We start from the raw sequence: 26,220 nt of genomic DNA, 5'->3' as shown, positions 1-26,220 counted from the left end.
CGGCGTCGCCCTGCCCCACGTGCACGCCGTCGGCCCCCGCGAGCAGGGCCGCCTCCACGTCGTCGTTCACGATGAGCGGCGCGCCCGCCGCGCGGCACAGCGGCAGCAAGGCGCGCGCTTGCGCCGCCACGGCGGCGGTCGAGGCCCCTTTCTCACGCAGCTGAACGCAGGTCGCGCCGCCCGCGAGCGCTGCCGCGACGCAGTCGGCAAGCGTGCGCCCGCCGAGCCACGAGCGATCGGTCACCGCATAGAGCGCCATGGCGCGACGAAGGCTCTTCCGCGAATGCACAGCCGCCCCCCTTACGCCAGCTCTTCCACGAGCGCGCCCGCTTCGAGCGCGTCGCCGCCCAGGTTGAACAGCGCGTCGAGCAGGTAGGTGCGAAACGACCCGTTTCCGTCAAGGCCGCCCATCCGCTCCTCGGCGACCTGGCCCGCAAGCCCCATGCCGGCCACGGCGGCCACTTGGGACTCCAAGAGCGCATCGGGGTTCGCCACCGCGAACGCCGTGCACAGGCACGACAGCATGCAGCCCGCACCCGTGATGCGGCCCATGAGCGCGCTGCCGTTGCGGATGGCGAAGGCGCGCTCAGCGTCGGCCACGATGTCGATGGCACCGGTGATGGCCACGACCGCGCTGGTCTTCGCGGCGAAGGCGCGCGCGAACGCGGCGCTCGCGGACAGGTTGCCCTCGGTGACGGCGTCGTCCGGGCACACGTCCACGCCGCGGGTGGAGGCCGCGCCGCCGGCAAGCGCCTTCACCTCGGACATGTTGCCGCGAATGACGGACACGGACAGCCGGTCGAGCAGGTCGCCCGCCGTCTTCGTGCGCAGCGCCGACGCGCCAACGCCCACGGGATCGAGCACGATGGGGTGCCCGAGCTCGCCCGCGCGCTCGCCGGCGGCGAACATGCCCGCGATGGAGCGCTCGTCGAGCGTGCCGATGTTAAGCGTGAGCCCGCCGCAGATGGTTTGGATATCGCGCACGTCGGCGGGCTCGTGGCTCATGATGGGGCTCGCGCCGATGGCCAGCAGCGCGTTCGCGCAGTCGTTCACCGTCACGTAGTTCGTGATGTTGTGCACGAGCGGCGTGGTCGCACGGACGTTATTCAGAGCGTTCTTCAGAGCAAAGGGGGTCATAGTCGTTCTTCTTTCTGATAGTCAGATAATTGCAGGGTAAGGCTGGCACCGCACGGGATCCTTCGACTCCGTGCCTGCGGCGCTCCGCTCAGGATGACAAAGAGGAAGGTTATTCTTGTCCCAAATCAACTGTCAAGCCATCCATGATTTGGTTCACCGTGCGCATGGCGCACATCTCGCCGCACATCGTGCAGGTGCCCTCCGTGGAGGGCGGCGCGCTCTCGTAGAAGCTGCGCGCCTTCGCGGGATCAAGCGCGAGGTCGAACATCTCGTCCCACGCCACGCGGCGGCGGGCATCGCTCATGCGGTTGTCGCGATCGCGCGCGCCGGGCAGACCCTTCGCGATGTCGGCGGCGTGCGCGGCGATCTTCGTGGCCACGAGGCCCTCGCGCACGTCCGCCGCATCGGGCAGACGCAGATGCTCGGCGGGCGTCACGTAGCACAAAAAGTCCGCGCCCGAGGCGGCGGCCACGGCCCCGCCGATGGCGGCCGTGATGTGGTCGTAGCCCGGCGCGATGTCGGTGACGAGCGGCCCGAGCACGTAGAAGGGCGCGTCGTGGCACAGGCGCTTCTCCAGCTTCATGTTGGCGGCGATCTCGTCGAGCGCCATGTGGCCCGGCCCCTCCACCATCACCTGCACGCCCGCGTCCCACGCGCGCTTCGTGAGCTTGCCGATCTCGATGAGCTCGGCGATCTGCCCCGCGTCGGTGGCGTCGTAGGTGGACCCGGGACGCATGGCGTCGCCCAGGCTGATGGTGACATCGTGCTCGTGCAGGATGGCCAGCACCTCGTCGTAGAACTCGTAGAAGGGGTTCTCGTTGCCGGTGGCCTCCATCCAGGCGAAGATGAGCGACCCGCCGCGGCTCACGATGTTCGCGAGCCGGCCCGTCTCGCGAAACGACTCGATGACCCGCCGGTTCATGCCGGCATGCACGGTGACGAAGTCCACACCGTCCTCGGCGTGCGCGCGCACCACGTCGAGGAAATCGGCTGCCGTGATGCCGACGAGCGGCTTTTCCAGATAACCGATGGCGTCGTACATCGGCACGGTGCCGATCATCGCCGGCGACCGCTCGATGAGCGCCCGGCGAAACGCCGCCGTCTTGCCGCTGTTCGACAGATCCATGATGGCCTCGGCGCCCAGCTCCAGCGCCACGTCGACCTTCCTCCATTCCTCGGCTTCGTCGGCGACATCGCCCGAGATGCCGAGGTTCACGTTCACCTTCGTGCGCAGACCGCCGCCCACGCCCTCGGGCGAGAGGCGCCCGTGGTGGATGTTCGCGGGGATGGCGATGCGCCCCGCCGCCACACCTTCGCGGATGAACTCAGGGTCGCGCCCCTCCTTCTCGGCCACGGCGCGCATGGCGGGCGTGATCGTGCCCGCGCGGGCATGATCGATCTGCGTGATAGGTGCAGGATTGCCGCGCGACGCGGCGTTGATCTGCGTCATAGAACTCCCTTCGTTGGCATTACCCATGTCAGGTTCGTCGGGTCGAAGCGTGTGCCGGCGCTTCCTCTCAGCCCGCCCGTCGCCGCAGCGAACAGCGAGCTCCCCGGATATGAGGTTGTGAAAACCTTCGAGCCGATTATACTCCGGCATTCAGCTGCAGGAGTCGTGACGTTCCGATCATTCGTATGAGCGGCTAACGGTAGGGGTTAACCTGTTACGCCAGAAAACCCGGTTCCGATCAAGAAAAGCACAAAGAGCAAAATCGGAATAGCGCCAATGAGCAAACTCGCAAGCCATACCCCTATCCCGAAGCGAAACCCGTCTATGACCCGGATGCCTCGATCCTGATTCTGACCCTGCTCCATCGCAATCCTCCAATCCGTTCCTCTCTCAAATATCCCAAATTGGGATATTTCACTTTATACCATATCGTTTTCCGCGTGGACGCGAACAGGAACAGAATAGTCGGCGATTGCCTGCGGAACATGCGGGTAGAAGCAGGTTTGACGCAGATGCAGCTCTCAGGGCGCTTGGGGAAGGCCCAGTCTTACGTATCGAAGATCGAGACTGGGGAGCGCAGCCTACACCTGCACGAATTGTTCGATTACGCCCATGCGCTCGAAATCCCCCTCGACGAAATCACTTCGACGATAGGCAAACGCCTCGAAAAGCGCTCGTAGCGCCGCACGCCGCACCACATTTCTGGACGGCAGACGCAGCATTATCTCAGCGGATAGAACACGTAGAGGGTGCCCTCCTCTACAGCGACAGTGGCCTCCTCCCCTGTCAACTCGTTCGACAGCCCTCGCGAAGTGCGGTTCGACAACGGCTCGTCGTCAAGAGAGTACGCCAGACCGCGCTCGATGACGCCCTGCGCCATGTCGTTGGCCGACATCACCGAAACCCTGCCCTCTTCCACAGCGGAGGGCAGCTCGAACACGTCGGGACCGGTGAGGAGACGCACGGCGAAGTCGTCGCCGATGCCGGTGACGAGAACATCCCGCTCGGAGAACTTCGCGAACAGCTGCAGATTCGCGATCGTATGGTCGAGCCGGCCCGACAGCGCTCCGTACACCACAAGCTCGCCGTGCCCCCAGTCGACGGCTTTCTCCATGGCGAGCTCCATGTCGCTTTTGTCTTTCTTGACGGGATGGCGCGACACGCGGCGGCATTTCGGCACGTACCCGAGCGAATCGAAGTCGCCCACGGCCATGTCCGGCGCCACGCCGATGCCCTCGAGGTGCGCGAACCCCGCATCGACGGCGATGACGAAGTCGAACGCGCCCGCCTCGCGGCGCGCGACGAAATCGGCGGCGTTGAAATCGGCAGCCCCCACGAGCGCGCAGGTCTTCATCGGCGAACCCCTCTCTCGGAAAGCCGGAAAACGCTTCGCCCGAGACAGCAAGGCGATACGCACCGGCACTCATGCAAAACTCCTGTGATCGGCATCGAATTTTGCCAGAATACCACATGGGCGCCCGAGTGCGAACCGCATCCGGTGAAGAAAGGCATGCGCACGGCAAGCGCGATTCCGAACAGTAACGACCCGTAAAAGACGGCAGAAGAGGATTCTCCTCGCGAACGCGATCCCCGCATGCTAGAATACCGTACGCGAGCGGGCCAGGCGGTCGCGCACTGCGGTGCGAGGAAAGTCCGGGCTCCACAGGGCAGGATGCCAGCTAACGGCTGGGCGGGGCGACCCGACGGACAGTGCCACAGAAAAGGAAACTCCCCCGCGCACGCGCCTCGGCGCAACGCGCGGCGAGAAAAGCTGAAACGGTGCGGTAAGAGCGCACCAGCGCGTCGGCAACGGCGCGGCTTGGAAAACCCCATCCGGAGCAAGCGCAAATAGGAACGCGACACGGTTGCCCGCCGTGCGTTCGGGTTGCGTGCTTAAGGCGTTTGGCGACAGGCGCCTCAGATAAATGGCCGTCCAACGACAGAACCCGGCTTATCGGCCCGCTCGCCCAGACAGCGGCACGACAAAGCAGCGCACTCACTGAAAGGGCCTCCGCGCTTGAAGCGCGGAGGCCCCTCGTTTCGCTGCATGGATCGTCGGCTGCCAGCCGACGAAAGCTAGTCGATCTCTTCGAACTCGAAGGCGTCGTCGGCATCGCCGAAACCGGAAAGATCCTTCTCGACCCCCGAAGGCTTCGGCGTCGCGGGCGCCACGACCGCGCCCGTAGGCGTCTGCGGCGTGGTGTAGGCGCCGGCACCATCGCGGTTGATGGGAGCCTGGACAGGAGAGCCCACTCGACCCGTCGAGGCGTCCTCCGCAGCGGCGCTCGGTCGGGCATGGGCGCTTGCCGACACAGCGGACTGAGCGGGAAGCGACCCGCCGATCTCTGCCAGCTTGCGCGTGGCGTCGCTGATGAAGTCGGTGAGCAGCTCTTGGTACTCCTCGCGCGCGTCCTCGCGGTCATCCTCGAGCTTCTTGATGGCGTCGAGCACCTTCTGCCTCTCGCCCTCGGCCTTGCCCACGATGCGGCTGGCCTCGTCCTCGGCATCTTTGATGGTGGCGGCAGCCTGGGCGTTCGCGTTGGCGATGATCTCGTCGGCAGAGCGCTGGGCGATGATGAGCGCCTGGGCGATCGCGTTGTCGTCGGCCTTCTTGGCCTCGAGCTGGCGCTCGAGTTCGGCGATGCGCTCATCCTTCTCCGCGAGCGCGCGCTCATCGACCTCGGCGACGGGGGCCTCCACGCGCGCCGGCTTGTCGAAGCCGTCGAAGCGGCTGTCATCAAGCTGGTTTTCAAGCTGGGCGATCTGCGCGTTCATGCCGTCGATCTCGTCGGCAACGCGCTCGAGGAACACGTCCACTTCGTCGACGTCGTAGCCCTTGCGGTCGATCGAGAAGCTTTGGTTGTGGATCTCAGCCGAGGTGATTGCCATCTGTCGTCCCTTCGTCCTGTTCGCGTGTGCGCATCTGCGCGAACACGATTCTATGCGCTAAAACAAGCCTATCAGCAAACGTACTCCCAATTGTAATACAAGCAGGGCGATGATGGGAGTGACATCCACCATACCTCCAAGCGGGGGTATCAGCCTTCTGAAAAGGTTGAGGTACGGATCGCACACCTTCGCGAGCACGTTGTTGATGTCGGCCAAGATGCCGCGGTCGGTGGGAAGCCACGACATGAGCACGTACACGAACAGCAGCATGCTGTAGGCGTCGGCAAGCGATACGATGAGGTACTTCAAACTCAGCACGAAACAGGCTCCTTCGGTCTATTCGCGATGGCCCGAAGCCATCACAGCACTCCCTGGTTGCGAAGGCTCGCACGCTCCGTCTCGGTGAGCCCCGAGCCGCGCGCGATGACGAACACCTTGTCGGCCACGCAGTCGACGCTCGCGTCGAGGGCGCTCGACACGCCGAACGAGAAGTCGAGGATGCGCTTCGCCAGCGCGTCGGGCGTGTTGCGCAGCGCGAGCACGACGACGTCCCCGGCTTTGAGCGCCTTCGCGATGCGCTCCACTTCCCCGTAGTTGGCGGGTTTGAGCACCGTGAGCGAGCGCGACGGATCGTGCTTCGCCGACCCGGCCCCGGTGAGCGCCTCGTAGGGATCGAACGAGGCTGTCGCGCCTGACGACGGGGCGCTCGGCGCGGCGACAGGCGCGGACGCGGCAGAGGAAGCCTCCTCGGCCGTGGAGGAGAACAGCGCGTTCAGGCTCTCCGAGCGCTCGCGGGCCGAAGCGGAGGCGGCGCGGGCGTTGGGGGTGTTGGCGGGCGCGGGCACGTCGGCATCGACCATCGTTCGCTCGCGCAACGGGCTTGCGGTCACCCGTCGCGGCGGAAGAGGGTCGCGCGTGAGGCTTTCGGGAACCTGCGTATGGGCGCGCACGTCGTCGATCGAGACGAGCTTCGGAGGGGTCGCCCCCACGCCGCGCGAAGACGAGCGCGCATGGGATGCGCGAGCCGGGCGGGTCGTGACCGGCGCATAGGGATCGTAGCGCGATCCGGCCGCGTCGTCGGCGCGGCCGTCGATCGGCGCGTAATCGTCCCCGTACTCGCCGTAGTCTCCGTAATCCCCGTATTCGCCGTAATCTCCGGCGTAATCATCCCCGTATTCGCCGTAACCGCTGTCGTAGCCTTGGCTCGCATTGGCGAATCCAAGCTTGGATTTGATGCCGTCGAGCACTCCATGCTCCGATTTCTTGATCTTTGGCAGCTCCATACCGTCCCACCTGCTTCGTTTCATCCGGCGGTCGAACCGCCGCTGCGTCTCACGTTGCCAAACCGCGCATGGTCACGGGCGCGGATCCTCGTCGAAGGCGTCATCGAACAGGGCGCGGCCGATGCGCACTATGGTAGCGCCCGCCGAGACGGCCTCGCGCCAATCTTCGCTCATGCCCATAGAAAGTTCATTGAACTGCGCCGCTCGCTCGCCATCGAGACGTACCCTCAGCTCGTCGTGCAGACGCGCAAGCCCCTCGAAGCACTCTCGAGCCGCCGCGCGGTCGCCCTGCGGAGCCATCGTCATGAGGCCGCGCACGCGCACATGGGGAAAGGCCGCGCAATGCGCGAGCATCGCGGGGGCGTCCTCGGGCGCAAGGCCGCCTTTGCTGGCCTCGCCCGACACGTTCACTTCCAGAAGGACGTCTTGGACCTTGCCCGCGCAGACAGCCGCCGCCTCGAGCTTCGCCACATGGCGCTCCTGGAAAAGCGAGTGGACGAGCGTCGAGCACCGCACGATGTCGGGAATGCGCCGCGATTGGATGTTGCCGATGAAGTGCCAGGTCTGCTCTGGGAAGCGCGCGGCCTTCTCCAAAAGGGAGTCGGGACGGTTCTCGCCGAAGTCGTGCGCGCCGGCCTCGATCGCGCGGAAGATCGCGTCTGCGCCCACCGTCTTCGACACCGCCACCACGCGCACCTCGCGCGGATCGCGCCCCGCCTGCGCGCAGCATGCGGCCAGCTCGGCGAGCACGCGGTCGTACCGCTCCTGAAATCCCATGTCACCCCACCTTCCGAAACGCCACCGCGCCGTGGCGTCCGCAAACGCCGCCCTCGGCGCGGAAGGAGAAGTACCTCTCGGGCGCGCATTTCGTGCACGCGTCCGCGCACGCGATGCGCTCGGGAGAAACGCCGGCCGCCGCGAGATCGCGCCTGAGCGCCGCGGACAGATCGACGTGTCGCCCATCGGGGCAAACGACCTCTCCGAAACGCTCGACGAAACGCGCGCGCACGTCCTCGCCCGTCTCGAAGCACCGAGGGCAGATGTGCGGGCCCACGTACACGTTGTAGCCGGCCGCCGCAAAAGCGCCCAGCTTCGCGGCGTCGCGCTCTGCCATCAGGCGCACGGCCTTCGGCGCGATGCCGTTCACGACGCCGCGCCACCCCGCATGCACGACCGCGAAGCGGCCGGTGGGCGACACGACGACAACGGGAACGCAGTCCGCGAAGCACAGAAGCGCCGCCACGCCCGGAACCGCCGCCACTACGGCATCGGCCCCTGCGCGCGCTTGGGCCCGCACGGCCTCCACGGCGTCGGACGCGGCGTCGTCCACCTCCACCACGACGTCGCCATGCACCTGGTTCGGCACGACGAGGGGCAGCCCTTCGCCGCCGAGCGCCTTGAGCGCGATCAAACGGTTGCGCTCGACGGCCCGCGCGTCGTCTCCGACGTGGCCCCCGAGGTTGAGCGAGGCGAAGGGAGGGGCGCTCACGCCGCCCTTGCGACCGGTGAACGCAACGCGCATCCCGACAGCATCGAACAGCGCATCGTCGGTGAGCGCAGGAAGCAGACGCGCGCCGAACCGGCGCGCGCTCAGATGCGGAAGGGGCAAACGATCGATCGCGTCCATGGGACGGGCGTTCGCTACCGTTGGCGCTTGAGGAAGTCGGGGATGTAGTCCTCGTCGGCGAAACGGCCCGAAGCGGATCCGGAGCCCGCGTACGACGAGTACGTCGAAGCGGGGGCCGCCGGGGCGGCGGGCTCGGGTGCGGCGGTCGATGCGAACAGATCCTTGCGCGAGAAATCCATGGAGGACTGCTGCGGGGCGCCCATCTTGAAGCCCGTCGCGATGACGGTGATGCGCACCTGATCCTGCATGCCCTCGTCGATGATCTGGCCGTAGATGATGTTGGCGTTCTCGTCGGCGCACGCCTCCACGGTGCGGGCGGCCGCGTCCACCTCGGTGAGCGTGAGGTCGGGGCCGCCGGCGATGGAGAACAGCACGCGCGACGCGCCGGCGATGGAAGCCTCGAGCAGGTTCGAGTTCGTGGCCTGCTGCGCGGCCTCAAGAGCGCGGTTCTCGCCGGAGGCGAGGCCGATGCCCATCATGGCGGTGCCGGCGTCCTTCATGACCGTGCGGATATCCGCGAAGTCGAGGTTGATGAGGCCGGGGATGGTGATGAGGTCCGTGACGCCCTGAATGCCCTGGCGCAGCGTGTCATCGGCGATGCGGAACGCGTCGAGCATGCTCGTCTTCTTGTCGACGATCTCGAGCAGGCGGTCGTTCGGGATGACGATGAGGGTGTCCACCTTCTGCGACAGAAGGTCGATGCCCTGCTCCGCCTGGTTGCGGCGGGTGCGACCCTCGAACGAGAAGGGCTTGGTGACGATGCCCACGGTGAGCGCGCCGATCTCCTCGCGCGCGATCTCGGCGATGATGGGCGCGGCGCCCGTGCCCGTGCCGCCGCCTTCGCCGGCGGTGACGAACACCATGTCGGCTTCAGCGAGCGCTTCGCGGATCTCCGCGCGGCTCTCTTCGGCGGCCTGGCACCCCACCTCGGGGTTCGCGCCGGCCCCGAGGCCGCGCGTCAGCTCCTCGCCGATGTGGATCGTCTTGTCGGCATCCGACATGAGCAGGGCCTGACGGTCGGTGTTCACGGCGATGAACTCCACGCCGCGCACGCCGGCCTCCACCATGCGGTTCACGGCATTCGTGCCGCCGCCGCCGACGCCGACGACCTTGATGACCGCCAAATGCTCGGAACCTATCTTGTTTGGCATCGTATCCTCCACACCTGCTGCGATTTCAAATGCTGCGTTTCCCTTCGTGGGTACACTCACGTGCGGTTATTGTACACGATGACAAATCATTTGCAAATTGCGCCGCGATAATGAAAACCGCACGTCCACAATACGAAATCAGCGCGCGACGCGGACGGCGGCAAGAGGACGGCGGGCGGGCGGTGCCCCTTCCCCGCCGCATCGCCCAGCCCTCGACATCGTTTCGGCCCGACCCGCTTCGCTCTGGCGCGCCTCCCGCAGACGCGCCGGGAGGCCTACGAAGGGGAGCGCCACGTGGGGCTGTCGACCACGCGCACGTTGATGTAGACGACGTCGGGATGCTCCTCCATGATCTTGAGGCAGACCCGCTCCTTGTCGCGGATGTTCTCGGCCGAGCCGAACACGATCTCGACGCCGCTTTCAAGCGTGAGGGTGGTCGACTCCGTCTCCGTGGCGGCGACGGCGCGCACCTGCCCCGCCAAGTCGGTGGTCATGCCGGCGACGATGGACAGCGCGTTGCTCACGCTCGCGTCGGTGCAGTACGCGCCCACTGCGGGATTCGTCCCGTAGGGAACCTCGGCGATGCGCAGCACGCTCTCGGCGTCCTCGTACACCTTGGGGCTTATGCTCTTGCCGGCCTCAGAATCCTTGTCCGGAATGGGCATGAGCCACATGCCGTCCGAGGCGATGGCCCAATCCTGCGTGGACTCGGCGTTCTCGGTGGGCACCTCGACGACGGCGGCGACGGTGCGCTCGGTGACGGCCAGCTCGAGCGTATGGGGGAACACGCGGCGCACCTCGACGCACTCCACCCAGGCGTCTTTGAGCAAGCGGTCGCGGATGGCACCCGTATCGACGCGCAGAAGCGTCGTGTCGGCCGGCACGGCGGCCAATTCGGTCATCTCGGTGGCGGTGAGGTGCTCCACGCCGCTCACCTGGACGCTTTCGATGGAGAACACGTCGGAGGCGTAAAGCGCCGCGCCGCCCGCCACGAGCGCAAGCAGAAGCGCGCCCGCGATCGAGAGCCGCACGAGATGGCGTCGGTAGGTGCGCTGGGCGCGGGCGTTGCGCTCGGCGCGGTCGAGATCTCCCACGCGCACCGACGACAGGGGCGGGCGCGCCTGAGGCCGCGGCTGCACGCGCCCGTACTCCGCGTTGCGGCGCTTCGGCAGCTGGCCGCCGGGAATGACCCGATAGCCGCTCGAGGAGGCGGGGCGCACGGACGAGGAGCGGGGAGCGGGCGTGCGGGAAGCCCCCCGGGCGCGGGAGGGCGAGGACGCCCTACGCGAACCCGAGGAAGCGGACTTCCGGTTGTAGCTCGATGCCATACGCCTCGTACACCTCACGTTGTGCCAGTTCGATCAAGTCCCTCACGTCGCGGGCGGTGGCGCCTCCCGTGTTCACGATGAAGTTCGCGTGAACCTCCGACACCTGGGCGCCGCCGATGCGGCGGCCTTTGAGGCCCGCCTCCTCGATGAGCGCGCCCGCCGAGCGGCCCTCGGGGTTGCGGAACACGCTGCCGCACGAAGGGCTCGCCTGCGGCTGCGTCTTCTTGCGGCGCGCGTGCGAGGCCTCCATCTTACCGCGGATGAAGAACGGGTCGGCCGGCTCTACGGAAAGTTCGCATTCCACGATCACCTCGTCCGGGCGAAAGGAGGTCTGCCGGTATCCCCATGCGACCTCGTCGCCCGCGCGCCGCATAAGCCCCTCGCCCGGAGAGAGCGTGGTCACCGACACCACCCGCGCGCCGATCCACTCCTCGCGCGTCCCGGCGTTCATGCGCAGCGCCCCGCCCACGGTGCCCGGAGTGCCCACGGCGAACTCGAGGCCCGCGAGCGAGCGCCGAAACGCCTCCTGCACCACCGATGACAGCGGCACGCCCGCTCCCACGCAGAAGCGCTTCGTCTCCTCGTCGAAGCGGCAGGTGCGGAAATCGCGCCCGAGCGTCACCACCACGCCGGGGTAGCCTTCGTCGGCGACGAGCAGGTTCGAGCCGCGCCCGACGGCCGTCCACGGCACGCCGGTGCGTTCACACGTCTCCACGAGGCGCTTGAGCGCGCCCACGGAGCCCACCTGCACGTAGAAGCGCGCAGGCCCGCCGATGCGGTACATGGTGTGGCGGGACATGGGCTCGTTGGGATACACGTCGCCGTCGAACGCGTCGTCGACGAGCAGCGCTTCGAGCTCGGAGGTGTGCCGCGCGGTCATCTCGGCATCACTCCGCGTCGGCGGGTTGCGCGTCCGCAGCCGCCCGGGCGCGCGAGAGCGCGTCGAGAAGCTGCGGGCCGATGGCCGTGACGTCGCCCGCGCCCATGGTGATAAGCAAATCGCCCGCATGAAGCGCGGAGGCCAGGTGCGGCACCACCTCGATGCGGCGCGGCACGTAGGCGGCCTCGGGGTGCCCCGGATGGTCGAGCACCACGTTGAGGAAGGTCTTTCCGCTCACGCCGGGCACGGGCACCTCGCCCGCGGGGTACACGTCCATGAACGTGACGGCGTCGGCCGCGTCGAACGCAGAGGCGAACTCGTCTTTGAGCACTTCGGTGAACAGCGGCGCGCGCGAGTAGCGGTGCGGTTGGAACAGCACGTGCACATGCGCGTACCCGAGGCGCGAGGCCGCCTCGATGGTGGCCTTGATCTCGGTGGGATGGTGCGCGTAGTCGTCCACCACGGTGACACCGGCCGCCTCGCCCACCAGATCGAAGCGGCGCTTGACGCCCGCGAAGCCCGCAAGCGCCTCGGCGGCCGCAGCCGGATCGTAGCCGAGGGCCCACAGAAGCGCGATGACGCCCGCGGCGTTCAAGACGTTGTGCCGCCCGGGGTTCTGCTTGACGCTGCCCGCAACCGAGCGCCCGTCGGGCAGCGAGAGCGCAAAGGAGCTGCCCACCCCGCGCGGCTCGAAAGATACCACGCGCACGTCGCAGCCCTCGCAAAAGCCGTAGGTCACCACGCGCCGACCCGTGGCGCGCGCCACGCGCACAAGCGCCTCGTCCTCGCCGCACACGACGGCAAGCCCCCCGTCCGCGGGCACCGAGCCGATGAACGCCGAGAACTTCTCGTAGATCTCGTCGAGGTCGCGGTAGTGGTCGAGGTGGTCGGCCTCGATGTTGGTCACGAGCACGGCGCGCGGCGAGAGGAACGTGAACGACTTGTCGCTCTCGTCGGCCTCCACCACGTAGTGCCGCCCCGTTCCGGAGTGGGCGTTCGTGCCGTAGGCGCGCACGATGCCGCCGATGAGAAACGTCGGATCCTCCCCCATGGCGTCGAGCGTGCTCGCCAGCATGGACGAGGTCGTGGTCTTGCCGTGCGTTCCGGCGACGGCGAGCGTCTCGAGCCTCGCGCCGAGGTGCGCGAGCATCTGGGCGCGGTGCCAGATGGCAAGGCCGCGCTCGCGCGCCGCGATGAGCTCGGGGTTGTTGTCGAGGATGGCCGTGGACACCACCACCACCGCATCGTCGGCGGCAGGCAGGTTCGCCGCGTCGTGTCCGAGGCGCACGTCGATGCCCGCCTCCTTGAGCTGCTTGGTGTAGCGGCTCTCCTTGAGATCCGATCCGCTCACCCGCATGCCCTGGTCGAACGCCACGCGGGCGATGCCGCTCATGCCGACCCCGCCGATACCGATGAAGTGCACGTGCTCGATACGACCCATGTTCATCCTGTTTCCCTCGGTTCCGTCATATTGCCTCTTAGGCCCATTGTACCCTATCGCCATCCGGATTCGGCTCGCACGGCGCTTCGACGGCGCCTCGGCCAAGATGGCGGCGGGAGGGCCTTCGCCCGCCGCCACCTCGCTCGCGCGGACCGGACCGAACGCGAGCATGCGGCGTCTGCGCGCCCTCAGTGCGCGCCCGCCGCCTTCGCCACCGCATCGGCCAAAAGCGCGGCCGCGTCCCGCGTCTTCTGCGCGCGGGCCGCCGCGGCCATGCGCTCGCGCACGCCCTCGTCCCCCACGAGCGAAAGCAGATGCCGCTCGAACTCGGGGCCCTCCACGTCGGCGTCGGCCACCATGAACGCCGCTCCGGCGCCGACGCACGCGCGGGCGTTCATGGTTTGATGGTCCTCCGTGGCATGGGGGAACGGCACGAGCAGCGCGGGCAGCGCGCGGGCCGATATCTCGGCGAGCGAGGTGGCCCCGGCGCGCGACACGATGGCGTCGGCGGCGGCCATGGCGGCTCCCATCCGATCGGTGAAGCCGTGCAGGTGCCAGTGACGCGCCTCGTCGGGCGAAAGCGAGAGCGCTTCGGTCACGGCATCGAGCTCCTTCGGCCCCGTCACGTGCACCACGTGCAGGTTCGGATGGGACAGAAGCAGCTCCTTGCGCGCGACGACGGCCTGGTTGAGATGGCGCGCGCCCAGGCTGCCGCCCGTGACGAGCAGCATGAGCGCGTCTTCGGGCACGCCGAAGACGGCGCGGCCCTCCGCGCGCGTGGCGTCGAACACGCTTCGGCGCACGGGATTGCCCGTCACCGTCGCGCGCGAGCGCGCATCGCCCGAAAGCGCTTCGGCGGCGCGCTCGTAGGTGAGGCACACTGCCGCCGCGCGCTTGGCCAGGTACTTGTTCGCCATGCCCATGACCGAGTTCTGCTCGTGCACCACGACAGGAATGCCGCGCTGCTCGGCCGCGCGCGCCACGGGAATGCACACATAGCCGCCGAAGCCCACCACCACGTCGGGACGCACCTCGTCGAACCATGCGCGGGCGAGCTTCGTGCTCTTCTGTATCTTCGCGAGGGCCTTCGGCAACGTGAGCAGATGAGCGCGGTCGAACCCCTGCGCCTCGAACGGCGTGAACGGGATGCCCGCCTGCTCGACGAGCCGCGCCTCCACGCCTGTGGGCGTTCCGGCGAAGCGCACGTCCCAGCCGCGGTCGGCAAGCTCCTCGGAAAGGGCGATCGCCGGGTTGATGTGACCGGCGGTGCCGCCGCCGGAAAGCACTGCGAGCATGTTCTACCTCCTGTTCGCGCCCGCCCTGCCCCGCCCGCTGCGGGCCGAAGCGGTCGTGTGTCCTGTGTCGGATGCGGCGCGCACGACACGCAAGTCGGCGCGGCGTCGCTCGTAGATGGTGGGAGCGGCGGCCTCTTTCGACACCGAGAGGATGAGGCCCACCATCGCCAGCGTGGCGATGAGCGACGAGCCGCCGGACGAGACGAACGGCAGCGGCTTTCCCACCACGGGAAACCACCCCACCACCATCGCGATGTTGAGGAACGCCTGGAACGCGATCATGATGGTGAGGCCGCCCGCCACCATGGTGCCGAAGTTGTCGGTCGCCGAACGCGCGATGCGCATCCCGGCATAGAGGAACAGCGCGAACAACGCGATCACGACGAGCGCCCCCGCAAGCCCCAGCTCCTCGGCGATGATGGCGAAGATGAAGTCGGTGTCGGACTGGGTGAGGTAGAGGTATTTCTCATGCGAGTTGCCCAGGCCCACGCCGAACAGGCCGCCGCCGGCGATGGCGTAGAACGAATGGATGAGCTGATACCCCTTGCCGAACCCCCCCTCGCCGTCGTTCCACGGGTTCAAAAACACCATGAGACGCGACATCCGATACGGCTCGGACACGACGCCCACGACGCCCACCGCCACCACCAAACCCGCCACGACGGCCATGGTGCGCGCCGGCACCTCCCCCAGCCACATGACCGCGAGGATGCCCATGACGCAGATCATCGCCGTGCCGAGGTCGGACTGCTTGGCCAAGATGAGCAGGATCGGCGCAAGGACGAGCACGAAGATCTGGACGAAGAACGCGCGGAAGGTCAGCACGCCCTCGCGCAGATCCGCGAACAGGCGCGCGCCCACGAGCACGAGCACGATCTTGGCGAACTCCGACGGCTGGAGGCTCGCCGAGCCGAGCACGAGCCAGCGTCGCGCGCCCCACTCCTCGTCGCCCACCCCGATGAACATCGTGGCCACGAGCAGGATCGCCGCAAGACCCCACGCCACGTACACGAAAGGGCCGCGCCAAACCGAGCAGGGCAGAAACTTCCAAATGGCCGCCGCAAGCACGAGGCCGGCCACGGCGTAGCGCACTTGCCCGAGCACGTCAGCCATGGGGTTGGCCGCATCCGGCGCATCGGCGTTCGCAAGCGTGATGACCGACGAGGTGGAGTAGATCATGACGAACCCGATGAGGACGAGCGCGAGCACGCTCAAAAGCATGATGATCCGGGGGGCCATGATGTGCGCGGGCGTCTCCCGCTTCGTGCGCGTCCAAGCCATGCGAGCCCCTAGCGAGCGCCCGCCGCGCGCTCAGAGACGAGGGCCTTGAACGCGCGTCCGCGCTCCTCGAACGAGCCGAACTCATCGAAAGACGCGCACGCCGGAGACAAGAGCACGACGCCGTCTTCCGGCGCGAGCGCAAGGGCCGCATCGAGCGCGTCGGCCAGGTGCCGAGCGCGCGCGACGGCGAACCCCTCCGGAGCCTTCGCGGCGGCCGCCTCGAACGCCGCCGCGATGCGCTCGCCCGCCGCCCCGAAGCACACGACGGCGCACGCGCGCGCATGCGCGGCCTCGACGAGCGGGCCGAGATCGGTGCCTTTGTCCTCGCCGCCGAACAGCGCCACGGGGCGCGCCTCGGGAAACGCTTCGAGCGCCTTGAGCGCGGCATCGACGTTCGTGGCCTTAGAATCGTTGTAGCAGCGCACGCCCGCGACGGCGCCGCACGGCTCGATGCGGTGCTCGAGCGGCGCGAACGTGCGCAGGTGCGCGGCCACGTCGCGCGCATCGACGCCGAGCGCGAGGGCCGCGGTTGCCGCGGCGAGCGCGTTCGCGACGTTGTGGCCTCCCTTGATCTGCAGCTCGTCGGCACGGACCACGGCGTGCTCCACCCCTCCGAGCGCCACGCGCAGCACGCCGTCGCCGTCGACGAACGCGGCGGCGTCGCTGCCGCACGCGGCGCGCATGTCGCCGCCAAGGCCCGCCGCCGTGCCCACCGGCACGTACGCGAAGCCGCGCTCATGCGCGTCGAGCGCGCGCAGCCGGCGCACCTCGGCGCGCACGACGTCGTTGGTCGCGTCGAGCACCGCCACGGACTCCGGCACGTGCGCCAGGTTCGTGAGCAGCCCGAGCTTCGCGTCGCGGTACGCCTCGAAGCTGCGATGCCAGCTCAGATGGTCGGGCGTGATGTTGAGCAGGACGGCCACGTTCGGCGCGAAGAGCCTCGTGGAAGCCAGTTGGTACGACGACACCTCGGCCACGTACACCTCTGTGCGGCCCGCGCCCACCGCCTCGATGCACGGATCCCCGATATTGCCCACGGCCGCGGCGGCCAGCCCTGCGCCCGAAAGCACGTGCGCGGCAAGCGCGCAGACCGTCGTCTTGCCGTTGGTGCCCGTCACCGCCACCCAGCGGCTCTCCTTCGAGCTTTCGCGCCAAGCGAGCTCCACCTCGCTCACCACCTCGGCCGACACGGCCGCGGCGGCCTGGTAGAACGCCGAGAACTGCGAGATGCCGGGGCTGGCCACGCACAGATCGAACGAGCCGCCCGCCTCGGCGGCCAAAACGCCAGGGGCGTCGTCCTCGAACGCGACGAGCGCGCCGGATGCGCGCGCCGCGTCCGCGAACGCCTCGGACGCCTCGGTGCGCGCGCCCGCCGCGATGGCCAAAGCCTCCACGCGCCCGCCCAGAAGCGGCAGAAGGTACGCCACGGCGGCGCGCCCGCTCTTTCCCAAGCCCAAAACGAGCACGCGCCCCAGATGGCGCGGCGCGTGCTTCCTCCCCTCGATGAGAGCGCTCTTCTCCACGTCACGCCACCGCCATCAGCGTCTCGGCAAAGTAGATCGAGAAGCCCGTCGCGGCCAGCACGCCGGAGACGATCCAGAAGCGCACGACCACCTTCGTCTCGCTCCATCCCTTCTTCTCGAAATGATGGTGCAAAGGCGCCATGAGGAAGATGCGCTTGCGGGTCTTTTTGTAGTAGAGCACCTGGATCATCACGGACAGGGCCTCGGCGACGAACAGGCCGCCGATGATGAGCGAGACGAACTCGGTCTTCGTGAGCACGGCCAAGCACCCAAGCGCCATGCCGAGCGCAAGCGACCCGGTGTCGCCCATGAAGATGTCGGCCGGAAACGAGTTGAACCACAGAAAGCCGATGCACGCCCCCGCGAGCGCCGCCGCGATGATGGCGGGCTCGAGCATGTCGGAGCGGTACGCGATGGCCGCCATCACGATCATCACGATCATCACCGTGCCCGCCGCCAAGCCGTCGAGGCCGTCGGTGAGGTTCACCGCGTTGCACATGCCCACGAGCAGGATGTTCATGAACAGCAGGTACAGCCACGGGATGGCGATGCCCTCGCCCACGGGCACGACGGTGGTGAGGATGCCGAAGTCGAGCGTGACGACGAAGGGTATCTCCACAACAGGCTCGACGCCCAGCAGGTTCACCGAAACGAGGACGAACGCGCTGGCCACAGCCACCTGGCCGACGATCTTCGCCTTCGGCGTGAGGCCGAGCGAGCGCTCTTTCACCACCTTCGACGCATCGTCAATGAAGCCGAGCAGCCCCGTGAGGACGATCGCGCCCAGAAGCACGAACGTCTCGGGAGTGGGCTTGCCCACGAACAGCGCCACCGCCACCACGGCCACGAGCATGATGACGCCGCCCATCGTGGGCGTGCCCTGCTTCACCAGGTGGCTCTCGGGGCCGTCGGCGCGCACCTGCTGGCCGATGTGGCTCGACTTGAGGAACCTGATCCACACCGGCATGAGCGCCATCGTCAGCACGATGGCCGCCACGATGGCGAGGAACACGAGAAACGTCGGATAGTGGGAGAATATGGAAAGCATCAGTTGACCAGCCCTTCGACCACGCGCTCAAGCCCCATGAAGCGGGACGCCTTCACCAGCACGGCGTCTTCCGGCTCGACGCAGACATCCAAATCGCCGAGCGCATCGGAGATCGACTCGGCGCGCACGATGCGCCCGGCGTCCATGCCGGCGCGCTCCGCGCCGTCGGCGATGATCCGGGCGAGCTCGCCCACGCACACGAGACGGTCGAGCGGCAGCGCGGCGGCGTGCTCCCCGACGCCCGCATGGCAGGCAGCTGCGAAATCGCCCAGCTCCCCCATGTCGCCCAGCACGGCGATGCGCTTTCCCGGCACGTCAAGCGCGCAGAACGTCGTCAGCGCGGCGCGCATGGAGTCGGGATTGGCGTTGTAGGCGTCGTTCACCACCGTGAAGCCCCCGCGGGCGCGCAGCACCTCTTGGCGGCCCGCCTCGGGAAGCGACTTTGCGAGGGCGCGCGCGACAGTGGCGAGATCCATGCCGAAGGCGCGCCCCACCGAAGCCGCCGCGCAGGCGTTCGCCACGTTGTGCGCGCCGCGCAGACCGAGCGCGCATTCCTGCCGCTCCACCGCCAAGTCGTCCGGCGCGTCGGGCGGCCAGCCCTCCGAGAAGCCGCGGGCGCACAGGGTGAAGCGCGGCCGCCCCTGCTCGTCGAGCGACACGTCCTCGGCCCACACGGCCGGTCGACGCCGCCAGTCCGAAACGTCGCACCCTGCGGCATCGTAGGCGCCCGAGCCGTCGAAGCACACGGCCGTGCTCGGCCACCTCTCCAGATCGGAGCATTCGTACACGAAATCGGACATATCGTCCGCCCCGTTCAGAAACGCCATGCCCGACGCGGCGGGCAGCGAGAGCAGAAGCTCGGCCTTGGCGCGCGCGATGTTCTCGCGGCTGCCCAGAAGCTCGATGTGGCTCTCGCCCACGTTCGTGACCACGCCCCAATGGGGGCGCACGAACGAGCACAGCTGCGCGATCTGGCCCGCGCCGCGCATGCCCATCTCCACCACCACGGCCTCCGTCTCCGGATCTGCGGCCAAAAGCGTCTTGGGCACGCCCAGCTCGTTGTTCTGGTTGCCCTTCGTGGCGACGACGGTGTGCGCCGCGGCCAGCACGTCGCGCACGAGGTTCTTCGTCGTGGTCTTGCCCGTAGAGCCGGTGATGCCGATCACACGGCCCTTGAGGTGCCCGCGCCACTCGCGCGCCAGGTCCGTGACGGCGTGCGCCGTGTCGGGGACCTCGATGACGGCCGCGCCCAGCTCGCGCGCGAGCGCGAGCACTTCGGAGGGGAGCGGCTGCATGACGAGCGCGCACACGGCACCCGCGCGCAGGGCCGCGGCCACGAAGTCGTGGCCGTCGACGCGCTCGCCCGGCAGCGCCACGTACGCGTCGCCCGGCTTCACCTCGCGCGAGTCCCAGGCAAGGCCCGTGGCCAGCACGCGCGCATCCATCGGCTCCACCGCGAACTGGCCGCCCGTGCACGCCGCTATCTGCTTCTCGTTCAAGCGCATGCTAGCGCCCCTCTTCCGCTGGCTTTTCCCCATCGCCCGCGAGCCCGTCGAAGCCGGCGCGGACCCCCGCCGCATCGCTTCCGAAGGCGCGCTCGAGCTCTTCGGCGGCGACCACGCGGTCGTCGAAGCTGAGCACCCGATCGCCCACGAGCTGGTAGTCCTCGTGCCCCTTGCCCGCGATGAGCACCGAGTCGCCGGGGCACGCGAGCGCGACGGCGCGCGCGATGGCGCGGCGACGGTCGGGCTCCACTTCGAAGCGGCCCGCGCCCGCGCCCATGCCGCTCACGACGTCCTCGATGATGGCGCGCGGATCCTCGGTGCGGGGGTTGTCGCTCGTCACGATGGCGCGGTCGGCCGCGAGGGCGGCTTTGCCCATGATGGGCCGCTTGCTGGCGTCGCGATCGCCTCCGCAGCCGAACACGCAGATGGTGCGTCCGGGCGTGAGCGCCATGATGGACGAGAGCGCCTTCTCCAGCGCGTCGGGGGTGTGGGCGTAGTCCACGAACACGCTCACGCCGCCGTCGCAAACGGCGCTCACGCGCTCGAGGCGGCCGGGAATCTGCGGCGCCTCCTCGAGCGCCTCCACGATGACCTCCGGCGGGATGCCCAGCTGCAAGCCGATGCCGAACGCGCACATGACGTTCTCCACGTTGAACCGCCCCACGAGCGGGTAGTCGAACGCGTAGCGGCTGCCGCGCACGTCGAGCGCGAGGGAGGTGTGCGTGGGCGCGTACGCCACGTCTGCGGGGTGTATCTGGGCAGACGGGTCGAACCCCGTCGTGACCACGCTGTCCTCGGCCACCGAGCAGCGGCGCAAGAGCTCCTTGCCCCACTTGTCGTCGATGCAGATGACGCGTTTGGCGGGATAGTCTTTCGAGAACAGGCGTGCCTTGGCCTCGAAGTACGCCTCGAACGTGTGGTGGTAGTCGAGGTGGTCTTGCGTGAGGTTGGAAAACGCCGTCACCGCGAACCGCGTGCCCCACGTGCGCTCCAGATCGAGCGCATGCGAGCTCACCTCCATGGCCACCGTGTCGCAGTGCGCGTCGCGCATGCGGGCGAACAGCCGCTGCAAGTCGGGCGACTCGGGCGTGGTGTGCTCCGACTTCTCCCGCACGTCTCCGATGCAGATGCCCACCGTGCCGACGACCCCCGTGCGCTTGCCCGCCACACGCGCGATGTGTTCCACGAGGTAGGTCGTGGTGGTCTTGCCGTTCGTGCCGGTGACGCCCACGAGCGCGATGCCCGCCGACGGATGGTCGTAGAAGTTCGCGGCGGCGACGGCCATGGCCTTGCGCGTGTCCTTCACCACGACCTCGGTCACGTCGGTGGCGTCGGCCAGATACACCTTGCGCTCGACCACGAGCACCTTCGCCCCGCGATCGATGGCGTCCTGCGCGAACGAGTGTCCGTCGGCCGTGAAACCCACAATGCAGAAGAACGCATCGCCCGGCTGCACCCGGTCGCTGCGGTAGGCGATGCCGCCCACCTCGTCGTCGGCGTTTCCGATGATGGTGCAGTCTATGCCCGCGAACAGTTCCGCGCACGTCTTTCCCATGGCGTTTCCCTCACTCCGGATAGATGTCGAAACGGTCGATGGCTGCTGTCATTATATCCTTAAACATCGGCGTGACCACGTTGTCGATGGGAACCTCGTTGGCACCCACAAAACAAACCAATTGGCTTGAGGAGTTGGCCAGAAAACCGGTGAAGGCCAGGTTGTACACGCCCTTGCGATAGCCGCCGTTCTCCATATCGTATATCTCGGCCGTGGAGGTCTTGCCGGCCACGTCGAAGCCCTCGATGGCGGCGGCCTTGCCCGTGCCGTCGGTGACCACCGTCTCGAGCATGCTCGTCATCGTGGCGATGGCCTCCTTGTTCTCGATGACCTGCTCGGTGGCGTACTCGGGCGTCTCGCCGCTTTGGGGTTTCGAGAGGAGGAAGTGCGGCGTGCACTCCACCCCGTCGTTCACGAGCGCGCCGTAGAAGCGCGTGATCTGCAGCGGCGTGAGCGAGATGCCCTGGCCGAAGCTCACGTTGTAGGCCTGCACCTTGCTCCACTGGTCGAAATCTTTCAGCAGGCCCAGAACATCGGTGCCTTCGTCGCCCTCGCCCGGATAATCGACGCCCGTCTTCTCGTGCAGGTTGTACGCGAGGATATGGTCGTACAGCTCCTCGAAGCCCATTTGCTCGGTGGCAAGCGATATGCCCACGTTCGACGATTGGTCGAGGATCTGGCGCAGCGTGAACGTCGCGTCGCCGCGCTCGTGCGCGTCGGAGATGGTGTAGCCGTCGGCGGTGATGCTCGCCGGACAGAACAGCTCGTCGTCGGGCCCCATCGTCTTAGTCTCGAGGATGGCCATCGTGGACACCGACTTGAAGATGGAGCCCGGTTCGAACAGATCGGTCACGCATTTGAGCTCAGGGGCGTCTGCCTCCATCTCCGTTCGGTCCGTCGGATCGAGCAGAGGAAGCGACGCAGCCGCGTATATCTCGCCCGTGCCGCCGTCCATGACGATGGCGCTGCCGCCGTTGGCCGTGAGGCCCTCTTGGTCGGCCTCCAGGCGCTCCTCCACGGTTTGCTGCAGCTCGATGTCGATGGAGATGATGATGTCCTCGCCGTCGACCGCCTCCTTGGACTCGCGCTTGCCTCCGGGGATGGGCGTGCCGTCGGTGGCGCGCTCCTCGCGCGTGTAGCCCGCCTCGCCCGCAAGCACGTCGTCGTAGTACAGCTCGAGCCCGGTTGCACCCACATAGTACTCGCGGTTGTTCTCCGTGTCGACTTCCAGGTTGCACAAGCCGATGACCTGGCCGCCCACGCGGCCGTTGGGGTACTCGCGCCGCCACTCGGTTTTGTAGCGGATGCCGAAGTCCATGCCCTCGCGCTCGCCGCCCTCGGCCGACAGCTCGGCCGTGCGCTCCCGCAAGCGCTCGCCCACCTCCACGTCGGCTTGCTTCTCCACGAGCGCGTAGCGCGTGTTCGCCATGGTCGCGGCCTCGAGGTAGTCCGACTTCTCGCCGCCGAGCACCTCGGCGAGCACTTCCGCGGTGGCGTTCGCGTCGTCCACCTCGACAGGATCGACGTAGATGGTGGTGGACTCCACGGAAGTCGCAAGCACCACGCCGTTGCGGTCGTAGATGGTGCCGCGGCGCGGCTCGACCCAATCGTAGGCCATGCGCGCGTCCTCGCCCTCTGCGGACAGCGCGGGCGCAGCAATCACCTGGAGGTACCCCAGGCGCAGCAGGAGCAGCACCGCGACGGCGGCGAACACGAGGATGGGTATGAACGGACGGCTGGAGTCGGGATGGGGCGCGCCTACGAAGGAGCTTGCGGACACGCGAGGCGACCAGGCGGGGCGCGGGGCGCGAGCGCGACGGGGGGCTTCCGCGCGAGCGCCTGTGCGCGCCGCGCGCGCAGAGCGCGCACGGGACGACCGGGATGAACGGGCCGAGGAGCGGGAGCTTCCCCGACCGCGAGCGGGCCGCGCGCCCCTCGACTTGTGATCCTTGTCGACCACGGCGCCTACGCCTTGGAGCCGGACGCGTTTTCCACGCTCTGCGAAAGGGACAGCGCGCCGGAATCGTCGGTGGCGACGACGTCCTCCTCAAGCTCGATGACGCCCGACGACTCGGGAGCCGCCATGCCCAGCTTGCCCGCGCGCTGCTTCACCGTCGTCGGATTGGACAGCGCGCTTTGGGACACTTCGAGCTGCGCGCCCTGGGAGCGGGCGTCGCCGATCTGCTGGGACAGCTCGTTGGCCTGCATGGTGGCCGACAGCGTCGCGGACGCCAAGCCGATGCGCGCGAACGCCACGAGCGCCACCGCCACGAGCACGACGGCGGCCATCTTCGCGAGGAAGACGATTCCCGGGGAGAGGGTCGGGGCCTGGGTGCGCGAACCGCGGCCGACAACGACGTCGATGCGCTCGCGCGGAGCGCGTTCAAAGGAACGTTCGGGATACTGCGAGTATGCCGGCTGCGCGCTCATGCCCAACCCCCTTTCTTCGTATCGGATGCGTGTGGCGGTCGTGTGCGGTGCGGCGATGTATTCTCTTGCGCGCCGAAGGCGGTAGGGCCGCTCAGCGCTTCTGCGCGACGCGCAGTTTGGCGCTGCGCGCGCGGGGGTTGCGTTCGATCTCCTCCGCGCTCGGAAGGATCGGCTTTCTCGTGACGATGTCGAGCACCGGCGTTTTCCCGCACGAGCACACCGGCAGGTCCGGCGGGCAGGTGCAGCGGTTCGCGAACCGCGCGAACGTCTCCTTGACGATGCGATCCTCAAGCGAGTGGTAGCTGATCACCGCGAGCCTGCCGCCGGGGTTGAGCCAGCGCACGGCCGCGTCGAGCCCCCTCTTGAGCACGTCGAGCTCGCCGTTCACCTCGATGCGAAGCGCCTGGAACGTGCGCTTCGCCGGATGCCCTCCCGCTCGGCGGGCCGAGGCGGGAATGGCGGCCTTGATGACGTCCACGAGCTGCGCGCTCGTCTCGATGGGAGCGTTCTGACGGGCGCGCACTGCGAAATCGGCGATGCGGCTCGCCCACTTCTCGTCCGAGTAGGCACGGATGATCCGAGCGAGATCTGCTGCGTTGTAGGTGTTGACGATCTCTGCTGCGGTGAGGGTCTGTTTACCCGGATCCATCCGCATATCAAGAGGCCCGTCCTCTTTGAAGGAGAAGCCTCGAGACGGCGTGTCGATCTGCACCGAGGACACCCCGAGGTCGAACAGCACCGCGTCGACGCCGGGGACCTCCGCGCCGAGAAGCGCTTCGTCCATGTCCCCGAAGTTGCCGCGCACAAGCTCGATGCGCGGGCTTGCGTCCTTCGGCAGCGTCCCGAGTTTGCGGCGGGCGGCGGCAAGCGCCACCTCGTCCTGATCGATGCCGATGAGCGTGCCCGCGCTTCCAAGGCGCTTGGCAGCTTCGAGGGAATGCCCTGCCCCGCCGAGCGTTGCGTCCACGAACGTGTGCTGGGTTTGAAGGTTCAGATGTTCGAGGCACTCGGCGAGCAGGACGGGTGTATGCCGGTATTCGCTTGTCATCGCGCTCACGCCTTACGACTTCTTGAAGAGAAGGCCAAGATCGACCTCGTCGTCTTGCTCGTCGTAGCGCTTCGCGTCCCAGACCTCGAAATAACCCGTGTTGCCCACCACGACGACGTCCTTGCCGATGCCGGCGGCGGCGCGCTGGTCGGCGGAGAGCATGATGCGCCCTGCCGCGTCGATGGACACGTCCACCGCGCGCGACTTGAGCTTGCGGCGCAGCCTGACGTGCAGGTCGTTCGACGAGTCGAACTTCCCGAACGCGTCCTCGAACACGCCCGCCACCCACGCGTTGAAGCCGTCGGGCTCGAACACGTAGAGGCATTCGTCGTCGGGATGGCGGGTTACCACCAGGTCCGTCGAAAGCACCTTGCGAAACGACGCGGGAAGCGACATGCGGCCCTTGGCGTCCACCTTGTGGCGGTACAGCCCGTTGAGATCGACGACCTTGTTGACGTCCTCCGCCATGCCTCCCTTTCCGCCGTCATACGCACGGCCCTTTCGGTGTTTGAGATTTTATCCCACTTCGCCCCACTTCGCAACAAATATCGAGCGTTTGGCCTGTTTTCAACCGTTTCGAAACCCACCATTCGCCCACTCGTCAACCCACTTCGCCCCACCCTGAGCAAACCGCGCCCACATGTAGGCCGAGAACGCGGAACGAAGCACAAGATATGGGCCGCCTCGCAGACGGTGGGACGAAGTGGGAGAGTTGTGCGGAATCTGTGGCACCGATCGACGGGGCGCGGCGAGACGGCTGGGCAGCGGGAGGAAGGTGACCAAGGTCCAAACCGAGGCGCGGAAGAGGGCTGGCGCCCGTCCGCGACGGGCGCGCCACCCGAATTTCAGAGGCCTACGGAGGCGACGAAAAAAGACCCGCAATTTATAAGTCAAGGAGCAAACCCGAGATTTTCGATAGGAGCCTTGAGAAGTGGGTATGGGACGGAGGGGGTAACGGGGGCCGAGCGGCGCGCCACCCACCTTTTCATCGGATCGAGCCACGCTCCTTCGTTTTGGACATGCGGCAGAGCCATCTGCTTTCGACGCTGCGAACCTGCGAAAAAGACGGTCGCCCGAAGCCAAGGAGCCGCTTCAAAGGTTTCGAATAGGCGCTTCAACGACCGAACGCCAAAGAGCGCCTGACAAACGAATAAAGGAGGAGCATCGATGCGGAACCGACCTTCGTGCACGAAATTCCGCGCTTTTTGGCCACGGAACCGCGTTGGGGGTGCGGACAAAAAGTTGGACACTCCGGTGTCCGGATTGGAGTCCGCATGTACCCGTTGGAGACCAGGGAGCTCGCCGTGGAGGCCGTCGCGGCGGGGTTCAGCCTGACCGAGGCGGCCGAG

The 26,220-nt window shown here is 67.7% G+C and carries 24 protein-coding genes, 1 other RNA gene and 1 riboswitch; of the genes, 2 read left to right on the top strand and 23 right to left on the bottom strand.

The genetic code is table 11. The features are described from left to right. From C2L80_RS07485 to thiC, 3 genes are all read right to left on the bottom strand, one after another. Positions 1 to 289, bottom strand: a 289-nt coding sequence (locus tag C2L80_RS07485; RefSeq protein ID WP_193602629.1) for a thiamine phosphate synthase, incomplete at its 3' end; no start/stop codon positions are given. 11 nt (positions 290 to 300) lie between these two features. After that, complete coding sequence (gene thiM, locus C2L80_RS07480; RefSeq protein WP_103262950.1) at positions 301 to 1,137, bottom strand: hydroxyethylthiazole kinase; 837 nt, start codon at positions 1,135 to 1,137, stop codon at positions 301 to 303. A gap of 109 nt (positions 1,138 to 1,246) precedes the next feature. After that, positions 1,247 to 2,587 carry a phosphomethylpyrimidine synthase ThiC gene (gene thiC, locus C2L80_RS07475; protein ID WP_103262949.1) on the bottom strand — a complete coding sequence of 447 codons (1,341 nt, stop codon included), beginning with the start codon at positions 2,585 to 2,587 and terminating at the stop codon, positions 1,247 to 1,249. Further along, positions 2,576 to 2,703: riboswitch (TPP riboswitch) on the bottom strand. It overlaps the preceding gene by 12 nt. Before the next feature lie 324 nt (positions 2,704 to 3,027). Between thiC and C2L80_RS14670 the strand changes: the two genes are divergently transcribed. Then, a complete protein-coding gene (locus tag C2L80_RS14670; RefSeq protein ID WP_420820269.1) occupies positions 3,028 to 3,267 on the top strand; it encodes a helix-turn-helix domain-containing protein in 240 nt (79 codons plus the stop codon). 41 nt (positions 3,268 to 3,308) lie between these two features. Here C2L80_RS14670 and C2L80_RS07465 read toward each other — a convergent pair whose 3' ends face one another. Beyond that, complete coding sequence (locus C2L80_RS07465) at positions 3,309 to 3,941, bottom strand: thiamine diphosphokinase (RefSeq protein ID WP_087196749.1); 633 nt, start codon at positions 3,939 to 3,941, stop codon at positions 3,309 to 3,311. A gap of 258 nt (positions 3,942 to 4,199) precedes the next feature. Between C2L80_RS07465 and rnpB the strand changes: the two genes are divergently transcribed. Next, positions 4,200 to 4,557, top strand: an RNA gene (rnpB, locus tag C2L80_RS07460) — RNase P RNA component class A. Positions 4,558 to 4,663: 106 nt separating this feature from the next. Here the strand turns inward: rnpB and C2L80_RS07455 are convergent. The 19 genes from C2L80_RS07455 to C2L80_RS07365 all read right to left on the bottom strand — a co-directional run bounded on the left by C2L80_RS07455 (position 4,664) and on the right by C2L80_RS07365 (position 25,339). Further along, complete coding sequence (locus C2L80_RS07455) at positions 4,664 to 5,476, bottom strand: DivIVA domain-containing protein (RefSeq protein ID WP_087196751.1); 813 nt, start codon at positions 5,474 to 5,476, stop codon at positions 4,664 to 4,666. A 57-nt stretch (positions 5,477 to 5,533) separates the two neighbouring features. Continuing rightward, positions 5,534 to 5,794: a YggT family protein gene (locus tag C2L80_RS07450; RefSeq protein WP_087196753.1), complete on the bottom strand. Its 261-nt coding sequence runs from the start codon at positions 5,792 to 5,794 to the stop codon at positions 5,534 to 5,536. A 41-nt stretch (positions 5,795 to 5,835) separates the two neighbouring features. Further along, the gene (locus C2L80_RS07445; protein WP_087196755.1) at positions 5,836 to 6,759 is read right to left on the bottom strand and encodes a cell division protein SepF; all 924 of its coding nucleotides are present in this window, start codon (positions 6,757 to 6,759) and stop codon (positions 5,836 to 5,838) included. A gap of 72 nt (positions 6,760 to 6,831) precedes the next feature. After that, the gene (locus C2L80_RS07440) at positions 6,832 to 7,536 is read right to left on the bottom strand and encodes a YggS family pyridoxal phosphate-dependent enzyme (protein ID WP_087196757.1); all 705 of its coding nucleotides are present in this window, start codon (positions 7,534 to 7,536) and stop codon (positions 6,832 to 6,834) included. 1 nt (position 7,537) lies between these two features. Beyond that, positions 7,538 to 8,386: a purine nucleoside phosphorylase YfiH/LACC1 family protein gene (locus tag C2L80_RS07435; RefSeq protein ID WP_103262948.1), complete on the bottom strand. Its 849-nt coding sequence runs from the start codon at positions 8,384 to 8,386 to the stop codon at positions 7,538 to 7,540. Between the two features lie 14 nt (positions 8,387 to 8,400). Next, the gene (ftsZ, locus tag C2L80_RS07430) at positions 8,401 to 9,537 is read right to left on the bottom strand and encodes a cell division protein FtsZ (protein ID WP_087196761.1); all 1,137 of its coding nucleotides are present in this window, start codon (positions 9,535 to 9,537) and stop codon (positions 8,401 to 8,403) included. 275 nt (positions 9,538 to 9,812) lie between these two features. After that, positions 9,813 to 10,865, bottom strand: a complete 1,053-nt coding sequence (locus C2L80_RS07425; RefSeq protein WP_103262947.1) for a cell division protein FtsQ/DivIB — start codon at positions 10,863 to 10,865, stop codon at positions 9,813 to 9,815. Continuing rightward, positions 10,819 to 11,745, bottom strand: coding sequence for a UDP-N-acetylmuramate dehydrogenase (gene murB, locus C2L80_RS07420; protein ID WP_103262946.1), 927 nt, complete (start codon positions 11,743 to 11,745; stop codon positions 10,819 to 10,821). The genes C2L80_RS07425 and murB overlap by 47 nt, the downstream gene beginning before the upstream one ends. Before the next feature lie 7 nt (positions 11,746 to 11,752). Then, positions 11,753 to 13,192, bottom strand: a complete 1,440-nt coding sequence (gene murC / locus C2L80_RS07415) for a UDP-N-acetylmuramate--L-alanine ligase (protein ID WP_103262951.1) — start codon at positions 13,190 to 13,192, stop codon at positions 11,753 to 11,755. A 182-nt stretch (positions 13,193 to 13,374) separates the two neighbouring features. Beyond that, complete coding sequence (murG, locus tag C2L80_RS07410; protein WP_103262945.1) at positions 13,375 to 14,481, bottom strand: undecaprenyldiphospho-muramoylpentapeptide beta-N-acetylglucosaminyltransferase; 1,107 nt, start codon at positions 14,479 to 14,481, stop codon at positions 13,375 to 13,377. Positions 14,482 to 14,484: 3 nt separating this feature from the next. After that, on the bottom strand, positions 14,485 to 15,762 hold the full coding sequence (locus tag C2L80_RS07405) for an FtsW/RodA/SpoVE family cell cycle protein (protein WP_092200841.1): 1,278 nt from the start codon (positions 15,760 to 15,762) through the stop codon (positions 14,485 to 14,487). A gap of 8 nt (positions 15,763 to 15,770) precedes the next feature. After that, positions 15,771 to 17,285 (bottom strand): UDP-N-acetylmuramoyl-L-alanine--D-glutamate ligase, encoded by a 1,515-nt coding sequence (gene murD / locus C2L80_RS07400; protein WP_103262944.1) that lies wholly within the window; start codon positions 17,283 to 17,285, stop codon positions 15,771 to 15,773. Between the two features lies 1 nt (position 17,286). Then, the gene (gene mraY, locus C2L80_RS07395) at positions 17,287 to 18,333 is read right to left on the bottom strand and encodes a phospho-N-acetylmuramoyl-pentapeptide-transferase (protein ID WP_087196774.1); all 1,047 of its coding nucleotides are present in this window, start codon (positions 18,331 to 18,333) and stop codon (positions 17,287 to 17,289) included. Then, complete coding sequence (locus C2L80_RS07390; RefSeq protein WP_087196776.1) at positions 18,333 to 19,838, bottom strand: UDP-N-acetylmuramoyl-tripeptide--D-alanyl-D-alanine ligase; 1,506 nt, start codon at positions 19,836 to 19,838, stop codon at positions 18,333 to 18,335. Before C2L80_RS07390 ends, mraY begins: the two co-directional genes overlap by 1 nt. Position 19,839: 1 nt before the next feature. Continuing rightward, complete coding sequence (locus C2L80_RS07385; RefSeq protein WP_103262943.1) at positions 19,840 to 21,393, bottom strand: UDP-N-acetylmuramoyl-L-alanyl-D-glutamate--2,6-diaminopimelate ligase; 1,554 nt, start codon at positions 21,391 to 21,393, stop codon at positions 19,840 to 19,842. Positions 21,394 to 21,403: 10 nt separating this feature from the next. Further along, positions 21,404 to 23,173 (bottom strand): peptidoglycan D,D-transpeptidase FtsI family protein, encoded by a 1,770-nt coding sequence (locus C2L80_RS07380; protein ID WP_224759180.1) that lies wholly within the window; start codon positions 23,171 to 23,173, stop codon positions 21,404 to 21,406. Between the two features lie 185 nt (positions 23,174 to 23,358). Continuing rightward, on the bottom strand, positions 23,359 to 23,823 hold the full coding sequence (locus C2L80_RS07375; RefSeq protein ID WP_103262941.1) for a cell division protein FtsL: 465 nt from the start codon (positions 23,821 to 23,823) through the stop codon (positions 23,359 to 23,361). Between the two features lie 91 nt (positions 23,824 to 23,914). After that, complete coding sequence (gene rsmH, locus C2L80_RS07370) at positions 23,915 to 24,871, bottom strand: 16S rRNA (cytosine(1402)-N(4))-methyltransferase RsmH (protein ID WP_087196782.1); 957 nt, start codon at positions 24,869 to 24,871, stop codon at positions 23,915 to 23,917. Between the two features lie 12 nt (positions 24,872 to 24,883). Next, on the bottom strand, positions 24,884 to 25,339 hold the full coding sequence (locus C2L80_RS07365) for a division/cell wall cluster transcriptional repressor MraZ (RefSeq protein ID WP_087196783.1): 456 nt from the start codon (positions 25,337 to 25,339) through the stop codon (positions 24,884 to 24,886). Positions 25,340 to 26,220: the final 881 nt, after the last annotated feature.

It is taken from the genome of Rubneribacter badeniensis (assembly GCF_002899695.1).
Taxonomy (GTDB): domain Bacteria; phylum Actinomycetota; class Coriobacteriia; order Coriobacteriales; family Eggerthellaceae; genus Rubneribacter; species Rubneribacter badeniensis.
This window is presented reverse-complemented; position numbering and strand designations above follow the sequence as displayed.